General features: G+C 70.6%; 10 protein-coding genes, 1 tRNA gene and 6 pseudogenes. 8 read left to right on the forward strand and 9 right to left on the reverse strand.

All coding sequences use genetic code 11. The annotated features are described in order from the left end of the window. Positions 1–187 precede the first annotated feature (187 nt). Both ACFYNS_RS21855 and ACFYNS_RS21860 read left to right on the forward strand, forming a co-directional pair. Positions 188–487, forward strand: a pseudogene (locus ACFYNS_RS21855) (hypothetical protein); the annotation flags it as partial. 346 nt (positions 488–833) lie between these two features. Continuing rightward, on the forward strand, positions 834–1,058 hold the full coding sequence (locus ACFYNS_RS21860) for a hypothetical protein (protein WP_360290644.1): 225 nt from the start codon (positions 834–836) through the stop codon (positions 1,056–1,058). A 101-nt stretch (positions 1,059–1,159) separates the two neighbouring features. On the opposite strand, the pseudogene ACFYNS_RS21865 reads toward ACFYNS_RS21860, so the two are convergent. The 3 genes and pseudogenes from ACFYNS_RS21865 to ACFYNS_RS21875 form a co-directional block, all read right to left on the reverse strand. Then, a pseudogene (locus ACFYNS_RS21865) lies at positions 1,160–1,744 on the reverse strand (ADP-ribosylglycohydrolase family protein); the annotation flags it as partial. Between the two features lie 226 nt (positions 1,745–1,970). Then, complete coding sequence (locus ACFYNS_RS21870; RefSeq protein ID WP_360290641.1) at positions 1,971–3,068, reverse strand: hypothetical protein; 1,098 nt, start codon at positions 3,066–3,068, stop codon at positions 1,971–1,973. Between the two features lie 320 nt (positions 3,069–3,388). Next, entirely contained in the window at positions 3,389–3,817 is a 429-nt protein-coding gene (locus ACFYNS_RS21875; protein WP_360290638.1) for a hypothetical protein, read from the reverse strand. A 252-nt stretch (positions 3,818–4,069) separates the two neighbouring features. Between ACFYNS_RS21875 and ACFYNS_RS21880 the strand changes: the two are divergent. Further along, positions 4,070–4,216, forward strand: a pseudogene (locus tag ACFYNS_RS21880) (IS630 family transposase); the annotation flags it as partial. Here ACFYNS_RS21880 and ACFYNS_RS21885 read toward each other — a convergent pair. From ACFYNS_RS21885 to ACFYNS_RS21895, 3 genes are all read right to left on the reverse strand, one after another. Then, positions 4,181–4,375, reverse strand: a complete 195-nt coding sequence (locus tag ACFYNS_RS21885) for a hypothetical protein (RefSeq protein ID WP_360290635.1) — start codon at positions 4,373–4,375, stop codon at positions 4,181–4,183. The pseudogene ACFYNS_RS21880 and the gene ACFYNS_RS21885 sit on opposite strands and share 36 nt — an antisense overlap. A gap of 387 nt (positions 4,376–4,762) precedes the next feature. Continuing rightward, a complete protein-coding gene (locus ACFYNS_RS21890) occupies positions 4,763–5,437 on the reverse strand; it encodes a hypothetical protein (protein ID WP_360290632.1) in 675 nt (224 codons plus the stop codon). A gap of 528 nt (positions 5,438–5,965) precedes the next feature. Further along, positions 5,966–6,538, reverse strand: coding sequence for a heme-binding protein (locus tag ACFYNS_RS21895; protein ID WP_388604632.1), 573 nt, complete (start codon positions 6,536–6,538; stop codon positions 5,966–5,968). 392 nt (positions 6,539–6,930) lie between these two features. Here ACFYNS_RS21895 and ACFYNS_RS21900 point away from each other — a divergent pair. Both ACFYNS_RS21900 and ACFYNS_RS21905 read left to right on the forward strand, forming a co-directional pair. After that, positions 6,931–8,207: pseudogene (locus ACFYNS_RS21900) on the forward strand (sensor histidine kinase). Between the two features lie 88 nt (positions 8,208–8,295). Continuing rightward, positions 8,296–8,915: pseudogene (locus ACFYNS_RS21905) on the forward strand (response regulator). A 256-nt stretch (positions 8,916–9,171) separates the two neighbouring features. Here the strand turns inward: ACFYNS_RS21905 and ACFYNS_RS21910 are convergent. Both ACFYNS_RS21910 and ACFYNS_RS21915 read right to left on the reverse strand, forming a co-directional pair. Beyond that, positions 9,172–10,145, reverse strand: a pseudogene (locus tag ACFYNS_RS21910) (SDR family NAD(P)-dependent oxidoreductase). Positions 10,146–10,695: 550 nt separating this feature from the next. Then, positions 10,696–11,163 (reverse strand): hypothetical protein, encoded by a 468-nt coding sequence (locus ACFYNS_RS21915; protein WP_360290621.1) that lies wholly within the window; start codon positions 11,161–11,163, stop codon positions 10,696–10,698. Between the two features lie 978 nt (positions 11,164–12,141). Between ACFYNS_RS21915 and ACFYNS_RS21920 the strand changes: the two genes are divergently transcribed. From ACFYNS_RS21920 to ACFYNS_RS21930, 3 genes are all read left to right on the forward strand, one after another. Continuing rightward, positions 12,142–13,584, forward strand: a complete 1,443-nt coding sequence (locus tag ACFYNS_RS21920) for a cytochrome P450 (RefSeq protein ID WP_360290618.1) — start codon at positions 12,142–12,144, stop codon at positions 13,582–13,584. A gap of 108 nt (positions 13,585–13,692) precedes the next feature. Next, entirely contained in the window at positions 13,693–16,803 is a 3,111-nt protein-coding gene (locus ACFYNS_RS21925) for an amino acid adenylation domain-containing protein (RefSeq protein ID WP_388604635.1), read from the forward strand. A 197-nt stretch (positions 16,804–17,000) separates the two neighbouring features. After that, a tRNA-Trp gene (locus ACFYNS_RS21930) sits at positions 17,001–17,076 on the forward strand. A 261-nt stretch (positions 17,077–17,337) separates the two neighbouring features. Here ACFYNS_RS21930 and ACFYNS_RS21935 read toward each other — a convergent pair. Further along, on the reverse strand, positions 17,338–18,048 hold the full coding sequence (locus tag ACFYNS_RS21935) for a GNAT family N-acetyltransferase (RefSeq protein WP_388604637.1): 711 nt from the start codon (positions 18,046–18,048) through the stop codon (positions 17,338–17,340). Between the last annotated feature and the right edge of the window lie 268 nt (positions 18,049–18,316).

An 18,316-nucleotide genomic window follows, 5' to 3' on the forward strand; every position in this document is an offset into this window, starting at 1 on the left:
ACGGAGCCGATTCGTCCCGCTCACGTTGCTGCCGGCATTCGAGAGGCACGGGCTCAAGGCTGGGATCCCACCCGGCACGGATCCCCTTTCCAGCTCGAGCGATCCGCAGGATTTGTCGCTCAGCCATGAGATCAAGCGAAGTAGCGCGGCGCATCCGGCCCGGCATCATGCCCAAGTGACCACATGGATGCGCTGCTACTGGGACGAGGAAGACGTCTGGTTCCACTTCGAGGTCGGCGTGGATGGCTGGGTAACCAGGCAAGTCGAACTCCAAGGGCCTGAGCTGACACCTATCGCAGCCGCCTCCCTCGCCGAATGGCAGCAGGCCCACGAAGCGGGCCGCCTCGAGGACTACGACAGCAGGTTCGGGATCACGGCCGGGCTGCCCGTCTCGGAATGGGAAGGCCACGATCCCGAACAACTCGCCTCCGAGGAGTTCGAGGAATTCTGGCGAGCTGCCCGTCGGCAGATCGCATCCCGCCCATCTGACCTCTCGGCTCCGCGGAAGCTTCTTGGCATCATGTCGGCATGTCCCCGACCCTTCCCCGCACTGTCCGAGCCGTCGACACCGCTCAGCTCCCTGGACCTGGTTCAAGAAGCCGCCATGCGCAGCTTCAGCCAGCGGCGCCCACGGCGTCATCGTCTCGAAATACGTGGCTTCCGGCGCGAAAGCCGAGGTCACCGCCCCCTACGGGCCCGAGGGGAAACCCCCGGGCGGTACCGTCGCGGCCTGTCCTGGCCCGCCCAGAGCTCAGCAGGACTGCCAGAGAGGCAGGACTCCGAGCGTCGGGGGCACCGAACCCCATCACACCGTTCCCTACTACGACCACCAGATGCAGAACATCACGTGCACCCACTGCGGCGCGGCCGATCCGGGGCCGGGCTTCGTCTCGGACTCCGGCCAGAACACGCGGGGATATGCGCGCTGGATCGCGGGCCACCTGGAGCGAGGGATATTCGGCAACGCCAAGCGCATGGGCCGGCCGAACCGGCAGATCGACGCCTACCGGTGCCACCAGTGCGGCCACCTGGAGTTGTTTGCGATCCACGAGAGCTGACCCCGCCGCCTCGTCGCGTACCGCAGGAGCGAACCCTCCCGTCTGGGCACGTTGGGACACTCCGGGGGCTCAGGGCCTCAGCTCGCATCCCAGAGCAGCCCGAGGGCGACGAGCTCGCCCGGCCGCGTCCCGTGCGCGAGCAGGTGTACGGCGTGTGCCGTGAGATCGCCGGCGGCCAGGGCTGTTGGGTGCCCGTGCGTGAGCGCGGCCTGCAACTGCGCCACTCCCGACCGCGCCTCTTCCGGCAAGCCCGGCAGCAGACCGACCGGCGCCACCCGCATGTTCGCACCGCACCCTTTGGAACTCGTCTGGCTCGCCTGCTGCCAGCGCCGCTCTTGATGACTGAGCTTCTCACACGCCACCAGGCAGGTGCGTCCCGGCGCACGATTGTTGTCGGGCGAGCGCCACCATTCGACGTACTCCTCGCGGACCGGTCGCACGACCCGGGCCGGTGCGAGCGGTCCCCGTTCCCTGGCGGTACGCAGCCCCCGGCCCAAGGCAAGTGTCATCTGCGTGTCGTCCGTGACGATCGCAGGTGTGGGCAGCTCCATCGCCCGCCAGGGGCCGCACTTGGCGAGGATCTGCGGAACGTCGTTGAATTCGGTGGGGAAGCCGAGCGCGTCCCCGATCGCCAACCCGATCATCGCCCCGACCCCGGCCTGCTTGCCCCCTGCTCGGATGTTCATCCGCCCATCCAAGCCACTGGGTGGGTGAGGCGCCATCGTTTTCCGTGGGGAGCTCTCCAAGGGGTTCCATGCCTTGCTGGTGGTCGCCGTTACGGGCCGAGAAGTCGACGGAGCCGTAGCGGGAGCCGACGCCTGCGGCTTTCCTCGGGAAGCCCGGCTGTCCCTCCTCCGGCCGGACCCAAGAGGGCAGACCGGGGCCGGAGGAGGGGCGGCGTGGTGGCAGCGGCTATATGGCGCCGGCGGCGTGGTGCAGGCGGCGGACACTGGTCAGTTCGACTTCATAGTCGAGCAGTTGGGGTTTGCCGTGTGCGGGGAGGACGGCGGAGGACTGGTGCAGCCAGTGGAGTGAGAACCCCTTGCTCGGCTTCTTACCGACGAAGGGGTGCAGGTTCGGCGCAGGGACCATCTCCAGGTTGTCGGCGATGACCTGCTGGTCCACGTCCACCGCTGTGTTGAAGACGGCGTACGTGCCCTTGTCGCGGGTCCGGAACGTGTAGACCTTCTCGTGCTCCGACTCGCCTTCCTTGAACTGGGCGGTGGCCCTCTTTCCCAGGTCTTTCCCCACCTCCTTCGGGACCTCGTGCACCGAACGCGCAGCCTTGGTGTCGGCGAACTCGGAGGAGGAGAGGGGGCCACGGATGGTGTAGAGGTCAGCAAGCGACGTGGACAACTCCTCAACGCCCTTGGCCTTGCTGCCTTCCGCGCCGGAACCGGTGGGCAGGACGCGGACAAAACCGTCCTTGTCCTTGGCGAGAGGGACCGTCTTCTTCTCGTCGTCGACGAGAGACACACTCGCGACGTTCTTCCACCCGCCCGCCGCCTTCCCCTTGCTCTTGCCCTTGTCCCGGTCGAAGACGATCAGCTGCGGGTACTTGCTCGTGCCTTCCTTGTCCTTGGTCCGGGTCTTGACCGCGAACCACGTGGCCTTGCCTTCCCTGGGAATGAGGTAGGTGCGGTCCACGTAAGAGAACGGCTCGGCGGACGCGGCCTGTTCCTTCTTGCTGAGGTCGGCGTCCGCCTTGTAGCCGGCCTGGCTCTGCTCAAGGAGGGCTCCGCCCTCGACGGTGGACAGCAGCTTTCCGTCGTTCGTCTTGTTGGCCCGGTTGTTGACACTGACATACCGGTCGACGATCTTGGCAGCCTCCGCCTCGGTGACGACACCCTCCGGCTCGGCAGCCTTCTTGTCCCCCTCGGCCGCTGAGTCGCCGCAGCCGGTGAGCGACACGGCCACAGCCGCCAGCACGGCCAGACCGGCCGCCCTGTTGCGACCGATGGCATCTGTGCCGTACAGCGCTCCTCGCCCTGCCTCCTGTGACTCCCTCATCACATCCCCCAAGTTCCTCACTTGACGTACAGGGCGTAACACTAGCTGCGACGACGAACGTGCGTGCGCTTTCGGTGGGTTGGACGTCATGACCCTGATCACTGCGCGCTCCGACCGAACATCCGAGCGGCCCACTGCCGAATGGTCCTTGCTGGGGGCCCAGGGGCCACACGGCCCTTCGACATGGACGAAGGTGTGTCGGCGCGCGTGTTCCCCTGATACTTCTGCGTCCGGTCAGGACGTTCAGGCGTGCGGGCCGCCGGGGCGGCCGGTCCGCACGCCTGCCGGCGCGCGGACCGGCCGGTGGAGGCTCCTGCGGTTCACCGCACCCTGTACTCGCAGCTCGTGTCGGACGTGCCGCCCTGATTGTCCGCGACTTCTTTCCCGTCGACGGTGATGACGCACGCGCCCGGCTTGAGTGTGCCGTCGGGGCCGGCCACCGATCCCGGGACGACGGACACCAGGACCCCGACCTTCTGCTGGGCAGAGGTGAGCGTGAGGGTCTCGGTCTTCTTCCAGGGCAGCGAACCCGACTCGTAGCCGTTGGAGCTGAGTTGGTAGTAGATCACTTGTGACAAGGCCCCTTTCCCGCGGACCTCGAGAGTGACTTTGCGTCTCACCTCACCGCCGTGGGCTCCGGCATCTGCCGTCTTCTTCGCGTCCGGCGCGGTCTTGCCCCCCGACGCCGCCTTGTCGCCGCCGTCGCTTCCGCAGGCCGTCAGCACAACAGCGGCCGTCACCACAGCCACACCAGTAAAGATTCTTTGCATGCTTCCCCCCGATCTCACAATAAGTATGCCGCCACAGCTCTACGGCGTTTTCGGGAGGCGGCGCGACAACACCCGGCTCCAGCGGAGCACCAGCAGCTCGCGCCTCCGGACAGGCGTGCCCAGCCAATCCTGTGCCCAGTAATCCGGCCGGCCCGACGACATTCAGCAGCCCATGGACAGCGGCGGTGACAGGTCAGAGGTGCGTGGAGGCTGCGGTGCGGAGACGGAGCCGCCCTGCGCTACTTCGCGCTGGACGGGATGGACCACGCCAGCCACAAGGAGCAGGGCAGCATGCTCCACCGCTACATCATTCGGCGAACCCGCCATGCCGACGACCGACGCCTACACGCCGTTGTCGACAGGGCGAACGTTGCCTGATGCGGCAATAGCCACCGAGGGGAACTCCTCGGTGAAGCCGGTGCGGAAGTCGGCGTTCTGCAGCACGTCCAGGAGGTCCAGGACGCCCCATGGGTGTGCGACCTCGTCCTCGAGGGCCGCCAGGCCGGTGGGCTCGGCCAGTGGTTCCGGCTCGGGCACGGTGGTGTTCGATGCAGTTTTCGCCGCGTTCGAGGCACGCCCTCGAAGTCCCAGCGGGGCGGTGCAGGGCCCAGGTCCGGAGCGCTCCGGACCTGGGCCCTGCCGAGGTTGCTGACACGTTGGACACCGTCGGATGCCCGCCGTACGGTCCGTAGCACCCCGGCCGCCTCTTCGGAGCTCGTCTCATCCGGGCTCCGGAGCACCCGGTCTCAACCGCTCCGGCCCGCATACCAGCACACGGCCTGGCCGACAACTGAAGAGCAACGGCAATTGCCGTCAGCTCGACGGGACAAACCATGCCGGAGTTCCGAGGCCGCGGGTACATTGCAGGACAGCGAAAACGGTAACGGGAGGCACCGCGAGGCAGCCGTGGGTGCGGTCAGCGGATCAGCGTTCGGCGACGAATGCCCTGGCCTTGCTGGAACGGCTGGAGCATGACTGCTTCTCCTCGTCAGTCATCTTCCGGGTCTTGACGACCACCGCATTGCTCTGGCCGTCTGTTCCGTTCGGGGCCGGACCTGTGATGACATCGGGCACGAACCAGTAGTAGTGGCCCCACTTCGGGTCGTCGTAGTGGGTCTGCCAAGTGCCGGAGACCTTCTGCATCACCTGCGCCCGGGAGATCCAGCCGACCTCGCCAGGCCGCACCGTCATATTGACGGAACTGCTCTCCGAGTGTGTGCTGGACCAAGTGTGGCTGTAGGTCGCCGTCACGCTGAGGTCGATGATGCCTGCTATCTTGCCGCCGGCGGTCACGGAAACGCCCGCCGAATCGGTGGATCCTACCGTGTCGGACCACGTCATCGACTGAGTGGCAGGCGAGGTGGTGCAGTTGTAGAGCGAGTCGGAGACCTGATGGAAGCTTCCCAGGTATGCCTCGCCCAACTTGGGTTCGTTGAATGTGCACTTTCCTGCGCCTGAGTCGCAGTCGGCTATGAGCTGTGTCCGGGTGGGCTGCTCTTCGGCCGAGGCCGGTGCGGCAGCCGCCGCGACCACGCCCAGGGCGGCCGCTGAAAGCGCCAGCATCCGTCCTGTGTGCCGTCTCCTGCGATTGTTCGCCATACGTGCGTCCTTTCGCTGTACATGGGGGGCCGGTGATTACGGGCAGAGCGACTGAAGAGTCGCCGCGTATTACCGCCTGCCGCGGCAGCGCGTTGCCGCAACCGACATACTTGCAGCGTCAGTTGACGCACGTACAGCTCTGGAATCCTTGTGCCCGAATAGTGGACACCTCCGCCTCTGGAACCGGTTGTGGGAGTCGGCTGCCTGGTGGCAACAGGCAGCAGTGCCCTGCCCTTGGTGTTTGTCGGGGGCGTGTGGGCCACCGGGCCCCGGGGCGCAGGCGAACCGCCCCGGCGTGCGCGACGGCAATCCGGGGCCCCGGGAGGAGCAGACCCCGGCGGACAGTTCGAGGGCGCTCCTCCCCCGGCCCTCGCGGGAGAAGCGCCCTCCGACCAGCTGGCGCGACCCGGCTCCCGAAGATCTCCCTCGCACCTTCCCGACCTGTCGCACGGCCGCCGCAAGTCGGATCTGGGCACGGAAGGATCTCCCGCCGGTGCAGTCGGCGGTGTTCGGTCTACCGGGACGGGGTCAGCGGTGTGCGCCGACTCCGGCGAGACCGGCGCGGGCGAACTTCTCGTCCAGTTCACCGGAGGGCGCACCCGCCACGCCGATACCGGCGATCGGCGTGCCCCGATGGGTCACCGGCACCCCGCCCGGCAGGAACAGTGTGCCGGGAATGTCCTTCAGATTCGGGGCGGACTCCAGCCGTTCGGTCAGCTTCGAGGTGGGGGCGTTCCAGGAGACCGCGGTGTACGCCTTTTCGACCGCCGACTCGTAGGACTGCGGCCCCGCGCCGTCGCCGCGGAGGGTGACGACCGTGTTGCCGTTGCGGTCGACCACCGCGACGGTCACGCGCCGCCCCTCCTGCTCGGCGGCCGCCAGTGCGGACCGCGCCGCGTCGGCGGCGGCGTCGGCGCTCAGGTGCCGGGTGGTGGTGGTCCTCGCCTTCGGCGCAGCCGGGGCGGCGGTGGCCGCGTCGGCCGACGGGGCCTGGGCCGAGGCGGAGAGCACGCCGAATGTGCCGGCGCCGACCAGGGCGAGGGCCGCCGCGCAGGAGACGGTCTTGGCGGGGGTGAGGAACTTCTTGGCCTTGTGCTGCATGGCTGGGAACTCCGGTCGTCTCGTCGTCCGTGGGTTGTCTCGGGCAGTCCGCCCCGGGGCGGGTTCGGGCTTCGTGGGGGGGCGGCCGGAACAGCGCTCTGTGGGTTGTGCCCGGGCAGGCCGCCTCGTGTCCCGCACCGCGCCTCGGGTCCGGTGCCGTGTCTCCACCCTCCGTCGCGGACGGGGCGCGGGCGTCGGCGTACCGGCTGGTCCGCAGAGAGGGGACAGCCGATGGCATGGTCATCCGATCGGTTGACCCGCAGGCGCTCGGCGCAGGGTGACAATGGAGTCGTTTGTGCAGCTCAGCTGCCTCACCGGTGGACAGATACGAGGAGTGCCCGCCCGCTGGTCGGCCGCTGGGGTACCCGTCGGGCAAGCTGAGGAGCAGGGACGTGGCCCGGAGCAGATCGTCGGCCCTCGGCGGCGCGTCGGCCGCCGAGCGTGACCGCCGGTGGCTGGCGCTGGTGATCCACCTGACCTTCTTCGTGCTGCTGGGAGCGGCGCTGGTGCGGTACGTGCAGCGGCACGGCGGTGCCCTTCCGGTGCTCGTCCTGGCCGGGGTGCTGGTTCTGCTCTACGGTTTCGGCCCGGCTCCGGGCCGGCTTGCGGCGGCCGGCCCGTTCGCCGGGGTCGGGGCGCGCCCGGCTGCCGTCCGGCACCCCTCGGCGCGGCACCTGCTGTGGCTGGGTGTGCTGGTCGTGGTCTGGGCCGCGCTGGGGCTCTGGCGCCGAGTTTCTCGTGGTGTGCGGTTCCGCTGTTCTACACCGCGCTGCGTACGCTGCCGCCGCCTGCCGCTTATGCGCTGGTGGCGTTCTTCACCGGCTTCGTGGTCCTCGCCCAGCTACGGCTGGCCGCACGCTTCGACCTGGACCTGGTGGTGGGCCCGCCCGCCGTGGCCGCGCTGGCGCTGGCCGTCTTCACCGCCATGGACCGCCAGTCCGCCCGGCAGGCCGTGCTGATCGACGACCTGGCCCGCACGCACCGCGAACTGGCCGCGACCGAGCGGCGCGCGGGCACGCTCGCCGAGCGCCAGCGGCTGGCCGCGGAGATCCACGACAGCCTCGCCCAAGGTCTCTCCAGCCAGCAGATGCTTCTGCAGGCCGCAGACCGGCTGTGGGATGCCGACCCGCGGCAGGCGCGCGCCCACGTCCGCAGCGCGGCCTCGATCGCCGAGCGGTGTCTGGCCGAGGCCCGTCGTTTCGTCCATGATCTGGCGCCGGCCGACCTGGCCGAGGGCGGCGGGCTGGAGGCCGCCCTGCAGCGGCTCGCCGCCCGCGAGTCGGCTGCCAACCGGTCCGTCCACTGCCGTGTCGACAACGCCGTGGGCGCTCCTGCGCTGCCCGGGCCCATCCAGTCCGCGCTGCTGCGCATCGCGCAGGGCGCCCTGGCGAACGTGCGGGAGCACTCCGGCGCCTCACGTGCCGCTCTCACGCTCTCCTACCTCGGCGACCAGGTGCGCCTGGACATCGCCGACGACGGCCGCGGCTTCGACACGGCCGCTCCGCACGGGCCCAGGGAGCACGCCCGCGGCCACGGTCTGCCGGCGATCAGGGCCGGAGTCCGGCAGGTGGGCGGTGCGCTCACCGTCGAGTCCGTGCCCGGTGACGGCACTGTCCTCTCCGTCTCCGTTCCGCTCCACCCCTCCTCCGTGAAAGCCGACACCCCATGAACCGCGCCCATCGAGACGATTCGGCACCTTCCACGCCCACGGCACGGATCCGCCCGGCGACGGCGGCTCCGGTGAACACCAGGCACCGGTGCGGCTCGTCCTGTGCGACGACCACGCCGTCGTGCGTGCGGGACTGCTCGCCCTGCTCCGGAGCGCCTCCGGCATGGAGGTCGTCGGCGAGGCCGGCAGCGGCCCGGAAGCTGTCGCACTCGCCGCCCGGCTGGCCCCCGACGTGGTTCTGATGGATCTCCAGCTGGGGGTGGAGATGGAGGTACGGAGGCGACCCGTCGGATCACGGCCGAGTCGGGAGGCCGGGTGCATGTCCTGGTTCTCACCACCTACGACACTGACGCCGACATCACCCGGGCCATCGAGGCCGGCGCCACCGGCTACCTGCTGAAAGCCGAACGTCCCGACGAGCTCTTCGCCGCCATTCGAAGCGCCGCAGCCGGCCGTTCCGCGCTGTCGGCGCCGGTCGCCCACCGTGTGATGGCCCATCTGCGCAATCCGCGGCCCGCCCTCACCGACCGGGAGCGCGACATCCTCGGCCAGCTGTCCCGCGGCCTGTCCAACCGGGACATCGCGAAGGCTCTCTTCGTCAGCGAGGCCACGGTCAAGACTCACCTGGGCCGCATCTACGGCAAACTCGGCGTCGACACCCGCGCAGGCGCCGTCGCCGTCGCCAAGGAGCGACGCCTTCTGTCGTAGACCTGCGGCTGTGCACTCCATGGGTCGGCGGCGTTCCGCTGTCCGCCCCGGGGCGGGCGAAGAGCCGGGGGAGGTCCGCCGCTGTGTCCTGCCGAATCTTCGGCGGCTGCGCGAGGGACGGCCGGCTGTGCTGCTTTTCGGGACGGACGGGTTCTCACCGGGGCCGTCGCCGCCCGTGGGAAGATCGGGTGGTGGCCGTCGCCCCGGGATCCCGGGGCGGACAGTGCGGTCGAGTCGGTTCCGGGGCCGCGTTTCGTCACCGCGCCCGTGAACGGGAGCCTCCGGCGACGAGGGCAGCGGGGTCGATGCCGGTCAGCTCGCAGCTCGCGTCCCACAGCCGGGCCGCCACCGAGGTGTCGGAGAGGTGGTTCCACACCCGTCCGCTCCTCGGCTCGCCGCGCAGGCCGAGGACGCGCGGCCCCATATCCGGTCTCCGCGCACGGCCGGGTGGTGCACTCCCCTGACGGTGGGCCATGCACCGGCGTGCTTGCCCTGGGCGAGGAGGGCCGCGGGTGCCGCGCGCAACCGGGCGCCCGTGGTCCGCGCGTGCACGGGCAGCCGGGACGGGGTGAGGGAGTCCAGCGCTCCGCCGGGATGGACGACCACGCTCTGCACCGTGCTGTCGACGGCGCGCAGGCGGCGGTCGAGTTCGAGGCCGAAGTACATCTGCGCCAGTTTCGACCGTCCATAGGTGCGCTTGGGCCGGTAGTCCGTCCGGGACTGCAGGTCGTCGAGGTCGAGCCGCTCCGATTTCGCGGCAAAGCTGCCCACCGTCACCACACGGGCCGACGGCGCGGCCGACGGCAGCGGCATCAGCCGGCGGGTCAACGCGAAGTGTCCCGGGTGGTTCGTGCCGAACATGAGCTCGTGACCGTCTTCGGTCGTGCTGCGCGGCGGATCGTCGAGCGTGACACCGGCGTTGTGCACCACCGCGTCGAGACGCTCCGCTCCCAGCGATTCCACCGCTGAGCGCAGCGACGAGAGGTCCGCGAGGTCGAGCGGCACCGCCCGCACTCGCGCATCGGCGACATGTGCACGTATCGAGGCCGTGGCGGCCTCGGCCTTCGCCGGATTCCGGCTGCCCAGTACGACGGTCGCTCCGGTCGCCGACAACTGCTCCGCGACGACGACGAAGTACTTGATGCCGGCGTTGCCGCCGGTGACCAGGAAGGCGCTGCCGTCTGCGCGCGGGAGCCGATGGACGTTCCAAGGCTGGGTGGAAGCTACGATTCCCGCTCCGAGGAGAACACCCCCCGGAGGCCGCTGTTCTCCTCGTCTGCGGCCGTGGGCCCGCTTCGCCGTGCGGTGGTCGCCCAGGCGCAGGCCCCCGCGGCCAAGGCGAGTGAGGCGACGTCCTCCACCGCCGCCGCCACGCAGTCCCTGCCCTCGTGCCGGTCGCGCGCCGTTCGCCAGCGTTCTCCGGTGTATCCCGCTGCGACAGCCGCCGCAGCTCCTGCCACTGCGCCGGCCGCCACCGACCGGTCCGGGGCGCGGCCGTTTGCGAGGACTCCCCCGGTCACCGCGCCGAGGACGACCCGGGGAGCCAGACCGCCGGGAGACAGCCGGTCGGGAGTGCGCGGCGACTTGTCGGCCACGAATTCGGTCGCCGCCCCCGCCAGAGCGACAGCCCGTACCGCTGGACGAACGAATCGAGCCGCCCCTGCTCCCGAGGGGAGGACGGTCGGCGCCGCGCACACGAGCACGGTCGCTCCGAAAGAGGAACGCAGACCCGTGGCCGCACCGATCAGACCGGCCCGGATCAGAGCGGGGAGCGGCGGGCTCATCCTCTCCGCTCCCAGGAGCTGAGGGCTCCGCAGGTGGTGAGGCCGTAGACGAGGTGCGGTATGGCGTCGGCGGCCCAGTCGTGGGCCGCCGACCAGGTACGGGGGTCGCTGATGCCCAGGCAGGCCAAGGGAAGGTCGGCAGCGGCCATGGCCAGCGCTCCGGCGAACGGGCCCCTGCCCCAGGCGGGCGGGCGGATGCCGACTCCGCGGGCCAGGGACCCCAGCGCCCCGGTCGAGGTGCCGTCCGGGATGCCGGACAGGGCTCCCAGGCCGGAGAGTCTGTTGTCCCGGGTGGCGCCTGCGGCGACCGGGTGCCCGATTCCGGCGCCGATCTCGTCCACCGGAGTGGCGGGGGTCGCGCTGGCTGGCCTGCCGCGCAGGGCCATGTCCGCGTAGGTCACGGCGTTGAGTGCGGTGGTGCCGACCGCGCCTGCGGCGCAGCCGCGCGCGATGCTGCCCATCATGGGCCGCGGGGTTCCCCGGGCCCGGAGCCGAAAACCTGGTCCCGGAGCCGCCTGCCTCCTCGGCCGGGTGCGAACCGGTCGGGTCCCGCTGTTCCTTTCGTAGCTGCCTGCCGGTCGGCCCTCTGGAGCCCGTACACGGACTTGGTCACGGGCTCTGTGGCCGTGGGCGCACGTCTCTTCCATGGGGTGAGCCCCGCGTGCATGTGCAGGGCGCGGGCAGGAACGGGCCGGTGTCGGGCGTGGCGGGCCCGCGGTGGCCGACCGGGCCCAGGGCGTCGGTAGCCCGCCCGGTCGGCGCTTCGGGGTCCGCCACCACGACGTGATGTCGGACCTCGTCCCCTCATTGTCGTCGTCCCCTCATTGCCGTGATGAGCTGAACAGTCCGTGCTCCGTTCCGAACGTTCTGGAGGCGCCGAGCAGTCACTCTGCGATGTCCGCGTCGAGTGGATGTATGCGTCGGCCGGCGCACGGGCAGCGGTTCAGCCCGGTACCTGGCTGCTGTCGTATCACCGGTTCTTCGCGGCGTCCACGGGCGACCCGAGGTCGTGGACCGCATCGGTGCCGACGAAGTGCCGGCGTCGTCGAGGGCGCAGTCGGCCCGCACCGCGGTGGCGAAGACCGTCCCTCGGAGCGCCGGCCCCGAACTCATCACCCAGCATGCGCACGCTCGTTCGGAGGCGCCGTGCACAGATTGATCATCTACAGGTATTCTGCGACCGGCTCGGCCAGTTGAGGCGGCGCGGCCGGTGACGGTCGACACACGTCCCTCCCGGCCATCCTGTCGGCCCCGGCAGGGCGGAACTGCGTGCCGTGGACTGTGTCGTCTTCTCCTGGATGAGAGGTGCTGATGGCTCACCGAGAGTCGCCCGGAAGCGGAAGTTCCCTCTCCCGTCTGCCGGATGTCCAGCCTCCCGGCCGCCACTCCCCCGTCTTCCCGCCGCACAACCTGCGCACCCCTTTTCCGAACCCGGAGCCGATATGACCGCCCCCAGTTCCGACCCCGCTCCCCACGCGCCGGGCACTCCGCCTCCCGGCTGCCCCGCCCACGCCGGGGGTCAGCCCGTCGGACGGCGGTTGTACACCGAAGACGCCATCCGCAATCCCAGAGCCGTGTACGAGGAGTTGCGCGAGCAGCACGGCGGGGTGGCCCCTGTGCTGTTGCACGGCGACCTTCCGGCCTGGCTGGTGCTGGGGTACCGGGAGAACCTCAAGGCATTGCAGACCCCTTCGGTGTTCTCGCGTGATTCGCGGTACTGGCGGGACATGGAGGAGGGGCGCGTACCGTCCGACCATCCGCTCATTCCGATCACCGCCTGGCAGCCGCTGTGCGTGTTCGTGGACGGGGAGAAGCACAGGCGGTTGCGGGGCGCGGTGACCGAGAGCCTGGACGCCTTCGAGTCGCGCGGTATCCGGCTCCATGTCACCCAGCACACCGACCGGTTGGTGGACGAGTTCGCCGAAGCGGGCCGGGCCGATCTGGTGGGCCAGTTCGCGGCACAGTTGCCGCTGCGCGTGATGACCCAGCTGTACGGCATGTCGGACGAGCACGGCGGCGAGTACGGCCCCGCGTTCATCGAAGCCGTGCAGGACGCTCTGCGGGGTACCGCGACATCGGCAGCCAGCAACGAGTTCGTCACCCGCACGCTCGACGACCTGGTGGCCCGCAAGAAGGACGCACCCGCTCATGACCTGCCGTCCATGCTGCTGGCCCATCCGGCCGAGCTCTCCACGGACGAGGTCCGCGAGCACCTGCGGCTGATTCTCACGGCCGCGAACGAGACCACGGTCAACCTCCTCGCCAACACGGTGCACATGGTGCTGACCGACTCGCGCTTCCGCGCCGACCTGGCCGGGGGCCATATGACGCTGCCGGACGGGCTCGAGCAAGTGATGTGGGACGAGCCGCCGATGATGACCCTGCTGGGGCGGTGGGCCGCGAGGGACACAGTTCTGGGAGAGCAGCGCATCCGTGCGGGTGACCTGCTGCTGCTCGGACTGGCGGCCGGCAACGTGGACTCCGCGGTCCGGGACGAGGACACGCCCGTCATCGGCAACCGCTCGCACCTGGCCTTCAGCCGGGGGCCGCACGAGTGCCCCGGTCAGCAGATCGCACGAGCCATCGCGGAAAGCGCGATCGACGCCCTGCTGCGGCGGCTGCCCGACCTGCGGCTGGCCGTCCCCGAGGAGGAGCTTCGGTGGTCGTCGGCACTGATGTACCGGAACCTGGCCGCGCTGCCGGTCGAGTTCAGCCCGGTGTCACGCAAGCTTCCGGTGCTGGACGCCGATGCTGCGGGGACGTTGCGGGCCAAGCTGCCGAGCGCGGTGACAACAGCATCCCCAGCACAAGGAGCGGGTGCCGGAGGCCCGGCACCCGGCAGGAAGAGAGCCCCGTGGTGGAAGCCGTGGGCGCACCAGAGCTGAAGACGCGGGCGGTGGCGCGTCGGCGGGGAGGCGCCCGGTCGGTGTTACCGGGCGCTTGCAAGGCCCCGAAGTAGGCCCTTCCGCCTGCCCTCTTCCGTCTGGAGCGCGATGTTGGACACGAGTACGCCCGCCACTCCCCTCCCCCTCCCTTCTCTGGCCACGGCCCTGGCTGACCGCGTAGCCCGGCATCCGGATCTGACCGCAGTCGAGGACGGCTCCGAGAGCCTGACCTACGGCGAACTCGGAGTGCTCGCGGGGCGGGTGGCAGCCGCCCTCGCCGCGTGCGGCGTCGCTGCGGGCGATGCTGTGGGCATGCTGGGCGTACGCTCCTGGCAGGCCGCGGTCACGGCAGCGGGCATCCTGGGTACGGGTGCCGTGTGCGTACCGGTCGATGCCGACTATCCGTCCGCTCGTGCTTCCGAGATGCTCGGCGACGCCGGCGTCCGCCTGGTCGTCACCCTCCCGGGACACGCGCCGCTCCCGCCGGAAGCCGGCGGGCGTTTCGTGGAGTGGTACCGCTACGAGGAACTGGTTCGCAGCGGTACTGCGGGCCCCTTCCCCACCCTGCCCGGCTCGGGGCGCGGGAGTGGGGAAGCCGCCTATGTCCTGTACACCTCCGGCACGACCGGTCGTCCCAAGCCTGTGCTCTTCCCGCACCGGGCCGTGGCCCGGCTGGCCATGGGTCCGGCGCCGTGGGCAGCGGGGGCGGGGCCGGGGGCGAAGGTGCTCCAGACGTTCGGGCTCTCCTTCGACGGTTCACTCTTCGAGACCTGGACGACGCTGATCAACGGCGGCTGCCTGGTGGTCGCCGACCGCCGTACTCTCCTGGACACCGAGGCGCTGTACGGGACCGTGCGGCAGAAGGGCATCACCCATGCCTTCCTGACGACCAGCCTCTTCCACCACACCGCGCGCTCGCGGCCGGACGCCTTCGCACCGCTGGAGATGCTGCTGATGGGCGGGGAGGCCATGGACCCGGCACTCACCCGTGCGGTGTGCGATGCCGGGCGTCCACGTCACCTGATCAACGGCTACGGGCCGACCGAGGGCGGCATCATGGCCACCGCCCACGACGTGCCGCGGCCGCCGGACGATGCCGCCCAGGTACCGATCGGGCATCCGGTGGCGGGCAGCACCGTCCTGCTGCTGCGCCCGGACGGTAGGCCGGCGGACCCCGGGGAGGAGGGCGAAATACACATAGGCGGCCCCGGGGTGGCCCTCGGCTACCTCAACCGGCCCGAGGAGACGGCTGCGGCTTTCGTCGCCCACGGCTCCGGTGGGCCCGGGAGCCGACCGGGTCAGCTCTACCGCACGGGCGACCGAGCCCGGTGGGCAGCCGATGGACTGCTGGAGTTCCTGGGGCGGACCGACCGGCAGGTGAAAGTCCGCGGCTTCCGTGTGGAACTGGACGCTGTCGAGGCGCAGCTGCGTTCCCTTCCGGGGGTGGCCGAGGCGGCAGTCGTCGTGCGGACGAACGACGCGATAGGCAAAGGGCTCAGTGCCTTCGTCACCCCCGCGCGCGGAGACCGGCCCCCCGAGCCGGGAAGCCTCCGTGCGGAGGCCGGTGCCCGGCTGCCGGCACACGCCGTCCCGGCCCCGATCACCGTGCTCGACCGCCTCCCCCTGACCCGCAACGCCAAGATCGACTACACCGCGCTCGCCCGCTCCGCCGAAGAAGGCATGGGGGCGCCCGCACAGACGGACGCGGACACACAGGATCCGCTGGCCGCTATCTGGGCCGATGTCCTGGGCACGCCGGTCACCGGAGCGACGGACTTCTTCGCCGCGGGCGGGAACTCCCTCCTGGCCGCCCAAGCCGTCACCCGCACGCTCACGGCCCACGCGCTGCCCGCTTCGCGATTCGACCCGCTGCTACGGCAGTTGCTCACGACGCCCACCCTGACCGCCTACCGCGCGGCTGTGCACGCGGCGCCCGCCGCACCTGCGGCGGCGGGCCTCGCGCATTTCGAGGAGGACGCGCAGCTGGTTCTCCCCCCGCGCTCCCCCGACTCCTACCGCGCACGGCCGGTTCTCCCGCTCGGAGCGGGAGGAGAGGTGCTGCTGACGGGCGCCACCGGATTTCTCGGGGCCTTCCTGCTGGACCGGCTGGTGCGCACCACGAACGTGACGGTGCACTGTCTGGTGCGTGCATCCGACGAGGACAAGGCGCTGCGTCGCATCGAGGACACCGCCCGCGGTTATCTGCTCCCGCAACCGCCCGCGGACCGCGTCCGTGCGGTGCCCGCCGACCTGTCGCAGCCGGATCTGGGACTGCCCTCGGGCGTGGCGGAGCGTCTCGCGGACTCCGTCGACCTCGTGCTCCACAACGCCGCACACGTCAACTTCCTCTATCCCTACGCGCAGTTGCGGGACACCAATGTGAGAGCTGTGCGCGCCCTCGTCGACCTGGCCGCGGCCCGGAGGGTGCCGCTGCACTACGTCTCCACGACCGCGGTCTTCGCCGGCAGCGGTGTCGGCGGCGTACCGGATGTGGACGAGTCCACACCGCTGAGCCATCCCGAACTGCTGAGCATGGGGTACCCGGAGTCGAAGTGGGTGGCGGAGCGGATGCTGGCGCAGGCAGCCGCCCAAGGGCTGCCGGTGACGATCCACCGGCCGTACGAGATCACGGGGGACAGCCGCACCGGAGCCTGGAACACCACGACCGCCATCTGTGCCGTCGTCGACGCTGTCGCCCGGCTGGGTGCCGTCCCCGAAGTGCCGCTGCCGCTGGATCTGGTGCCTGTCGACCATGTGGCGAGCGCAATCACCCGCATAGCCGTGCAGATGCCGCACCTGGGCGGTGCTGTGCATCTGACCAATCCCCGGCCCGCCATGCTCGCGGACATGGCCGAGCGGATGCGCGCTGCCGGCCACACGGTGCGGACGGTGCCCTACGGCGAATGGGTCGACATGCTGGGCGAACATGTCCGCGACCATCCCGCGGCCCCGATCGCGCCCTTCCTGCCGCTGTTCGTCACCCCCGCCCGGGGGGCGGACTTCTCCGTCAAGGAGATGTACTTCGACACCGTCTTCCCTGAGATCCACCGGACCCGCACCGACCAGATCTGGCCTGACTGGGCCCGTTCCTGCCCACCCGTGAACGCGGCACTGCTCGACCTGTACCTGGCCCGTCTCCGAGGAGACGGGCTGCTCCGGTCGGTCGCGATGTCCGCGCATGGGCACGATGCGGATTCGGCTTCCGGTTCCGGGCCGTAGCCCTGGCACCGAGAGGTGCCCGGTCCGCCGGTGCCCGGAGGGCCGGGCCTCCTCGCGGGCGCCGGGCCCAATCGTGCCCGGACTGCCGAAGAGGACCTACCGTTGCCGCACGGTGGGCAGCACTCCGGTCAGCAGCCGTGGCCGCGGAAATTCCGTGGCGGTCCGCCTGCCGGAGGTGCCAGGCTGAAGCGTGCCGAAGGGGTGTAGCTCAGAGGCCAGAGCGCCGGTCTCCAAAACCGGATGCCGCAGGTTCGACTCCTGCCACCCCTGCCACACGGTCCCTGCCACAGGCCGGTTCTCCGGCAGTGAAACCCGTGGCGGGGCCGCCGCGGCGCGACACGCTCGCCCCGCCGGCAGAATGCCACATGACGGGAAATCTGATCGACTCCGCGCGGGAGGACCTTCGTGGTGATCGGCTTCGAGGCGCACACCCCGGCGGGCGCGCGGGCCGGAAGGCCGGTCCCCCGCTGGCGGCCGGTGGGCAGTCGGGCGGTCGGACGGATGCTGCGCCGGGTCGGTCGAACGGGAGTCTCGTCAGGGGGTACGGAATCCGCGGAAGACCACGTGCCTGCGGGTCGTGAAGCCGAGCCCTTCGTAGACCGCGATGGCACCCGTGTTCGCTTCGGCGACATGGAGGAAGGGGCGCTCTCCGCGGTGCAGGACCCGAGTGAGCAGCGCCCTCACCAGACGGGCGGCATGTCCGTGCCCACGGGCCTCGGGGGCGGTGCACACGGCACTGATCTCGGTCCATCCCGGTGGGCGGAGCCGTTCTCCCGCCATCGCCACCAAGACGCCCGCGCGGCGGATCCCGAGGTAGGTGCCGAGTTCGTGTGTGCGCGGCCGGAAGGGTCCTGGCCGGGTTCGTGCGACGAGGTCCAGCATCTCGGGCACGCTGTCCGCGCCCAGTTCGACCAGTTCGCTGTCGGATCCCGGGTGTCGACGCAACCCGCCGGGAATACCGCCGGACCAGATCATCTGCCGGCCGTCGAGGCTGAAGACCGGCTCCCAGTCGCCCGGCGGGACGGCGGGACAGCTGAAGAGGTCGGCGAGTTCTCCCGGCCCGAGCAGCCCGGCGAGGTCGGACCACGGCGTCGTGTCCGCGTCGGGGCGGACAGCGGAGAAGGTAGCAGCCTCCGGGAGATAGCTGACAGCCGCGCCGACCCTGCGGGCCAGGTGTGCGTGGTGGCCGCGCAGCGACTCTCCTACCGGGTCGTCGAGGGGGGCGGTGTCGCGTTCCGTCGTCATGCAGTGCCTCTCTCGCTCGCAGCGGGACCGATACGTCGGCACGTTCGCCTTCAGCAGTCGGTCAGTTGCCGTGGCGCCGGCCCGGTGAGCCCGCGGGCCCCGCTTCATGACGAGACACGGACCGGGTATCACTCTGGTCCGCGGCTCGGTCAGCACTCTCGCACGCAGTCCCGGAGGGCGCGGGGCTGGCTCCGGGGAGGCAAGGTGCCGGGTGCTCCGGCCGTTCGGGGGCCGGGAGGCCGCAGACGTCGGCACGGGGGCTGGGTGC

Origin of the sequence: Streptomyces sp. NPDC006925, assembly GCF_042869575.1 — a bacterium.
GTDB lineage: Bacteria > Actinomycetota > Actinomycetes > Streptomycetales > Streptomycetaceae > Streptomyces.

What these genes read in the sequence shown, in the direction of transcription:
- ACFYNS_RS21925 (WP_388604635.1), top strand. Translation starts at nt 13,693, where the DNA reads ATGTTGGACACGAGTACGCCCGCCACTCCCCTCCCCCTCCCTTCTCTG.
- ACFYNS_RS21890 (WP_360290632.1), bottom strand. Translation starts at nt 5,437, where the DNA reads ATGGCGAACAATCGCAGGAGACGGCACACAGGACGGATGCTGGCGCTT.
- ACFYNS_RS21920 (WP_360290618.1), top strand. Translation starts at nt 12,142, where the DNA reads ATGACCGCCCCCAGTTCCGACCCCGCTCCCCACGCGCCGGGCACTCCG.
- ACFYNS_RS21895 (WP_388604632.1), bottom strand. Translation starts at nt 6,538, where the DNA reads ATGCAGCACAAGGCCAAGAAGTTCCTCACCCCCGCCAAGACCGTCTCC.
- ACFYNS_RS21935 (WP_388604637.1), bottom strand. Translation starts at nt 18,048, where the DNA reads ATGACGACGGAACGCGACACCGCCCCCCTCGACGACCCGGTAGGAGAG.
- ACFYNS_RS21915 (WP_360290621.1), bottom strand. Translation starts at nt 11,163, where the DNA reads ATGATGGGCAGCATCGCGCGCGGCTGCGCCGCAGGCGCGGTCGGCACC.
- ACFYNS_RS21860 (WP_360290644.1), top strand. Translation starts at nt 834, where the DNA reads ATGCAGAACATCACGTGCACCCACTGCGGCGCGGCCGATCCGGGGCCG.
- ACFYNS_RS21870 (WP_360290641.1), bottom strand. Translation starts at nt 3,068, where the DNA reads ATGAGGGAGTCACAGGAGGCAGGGCGAGGAGCGCTGTACGGCACAGAT.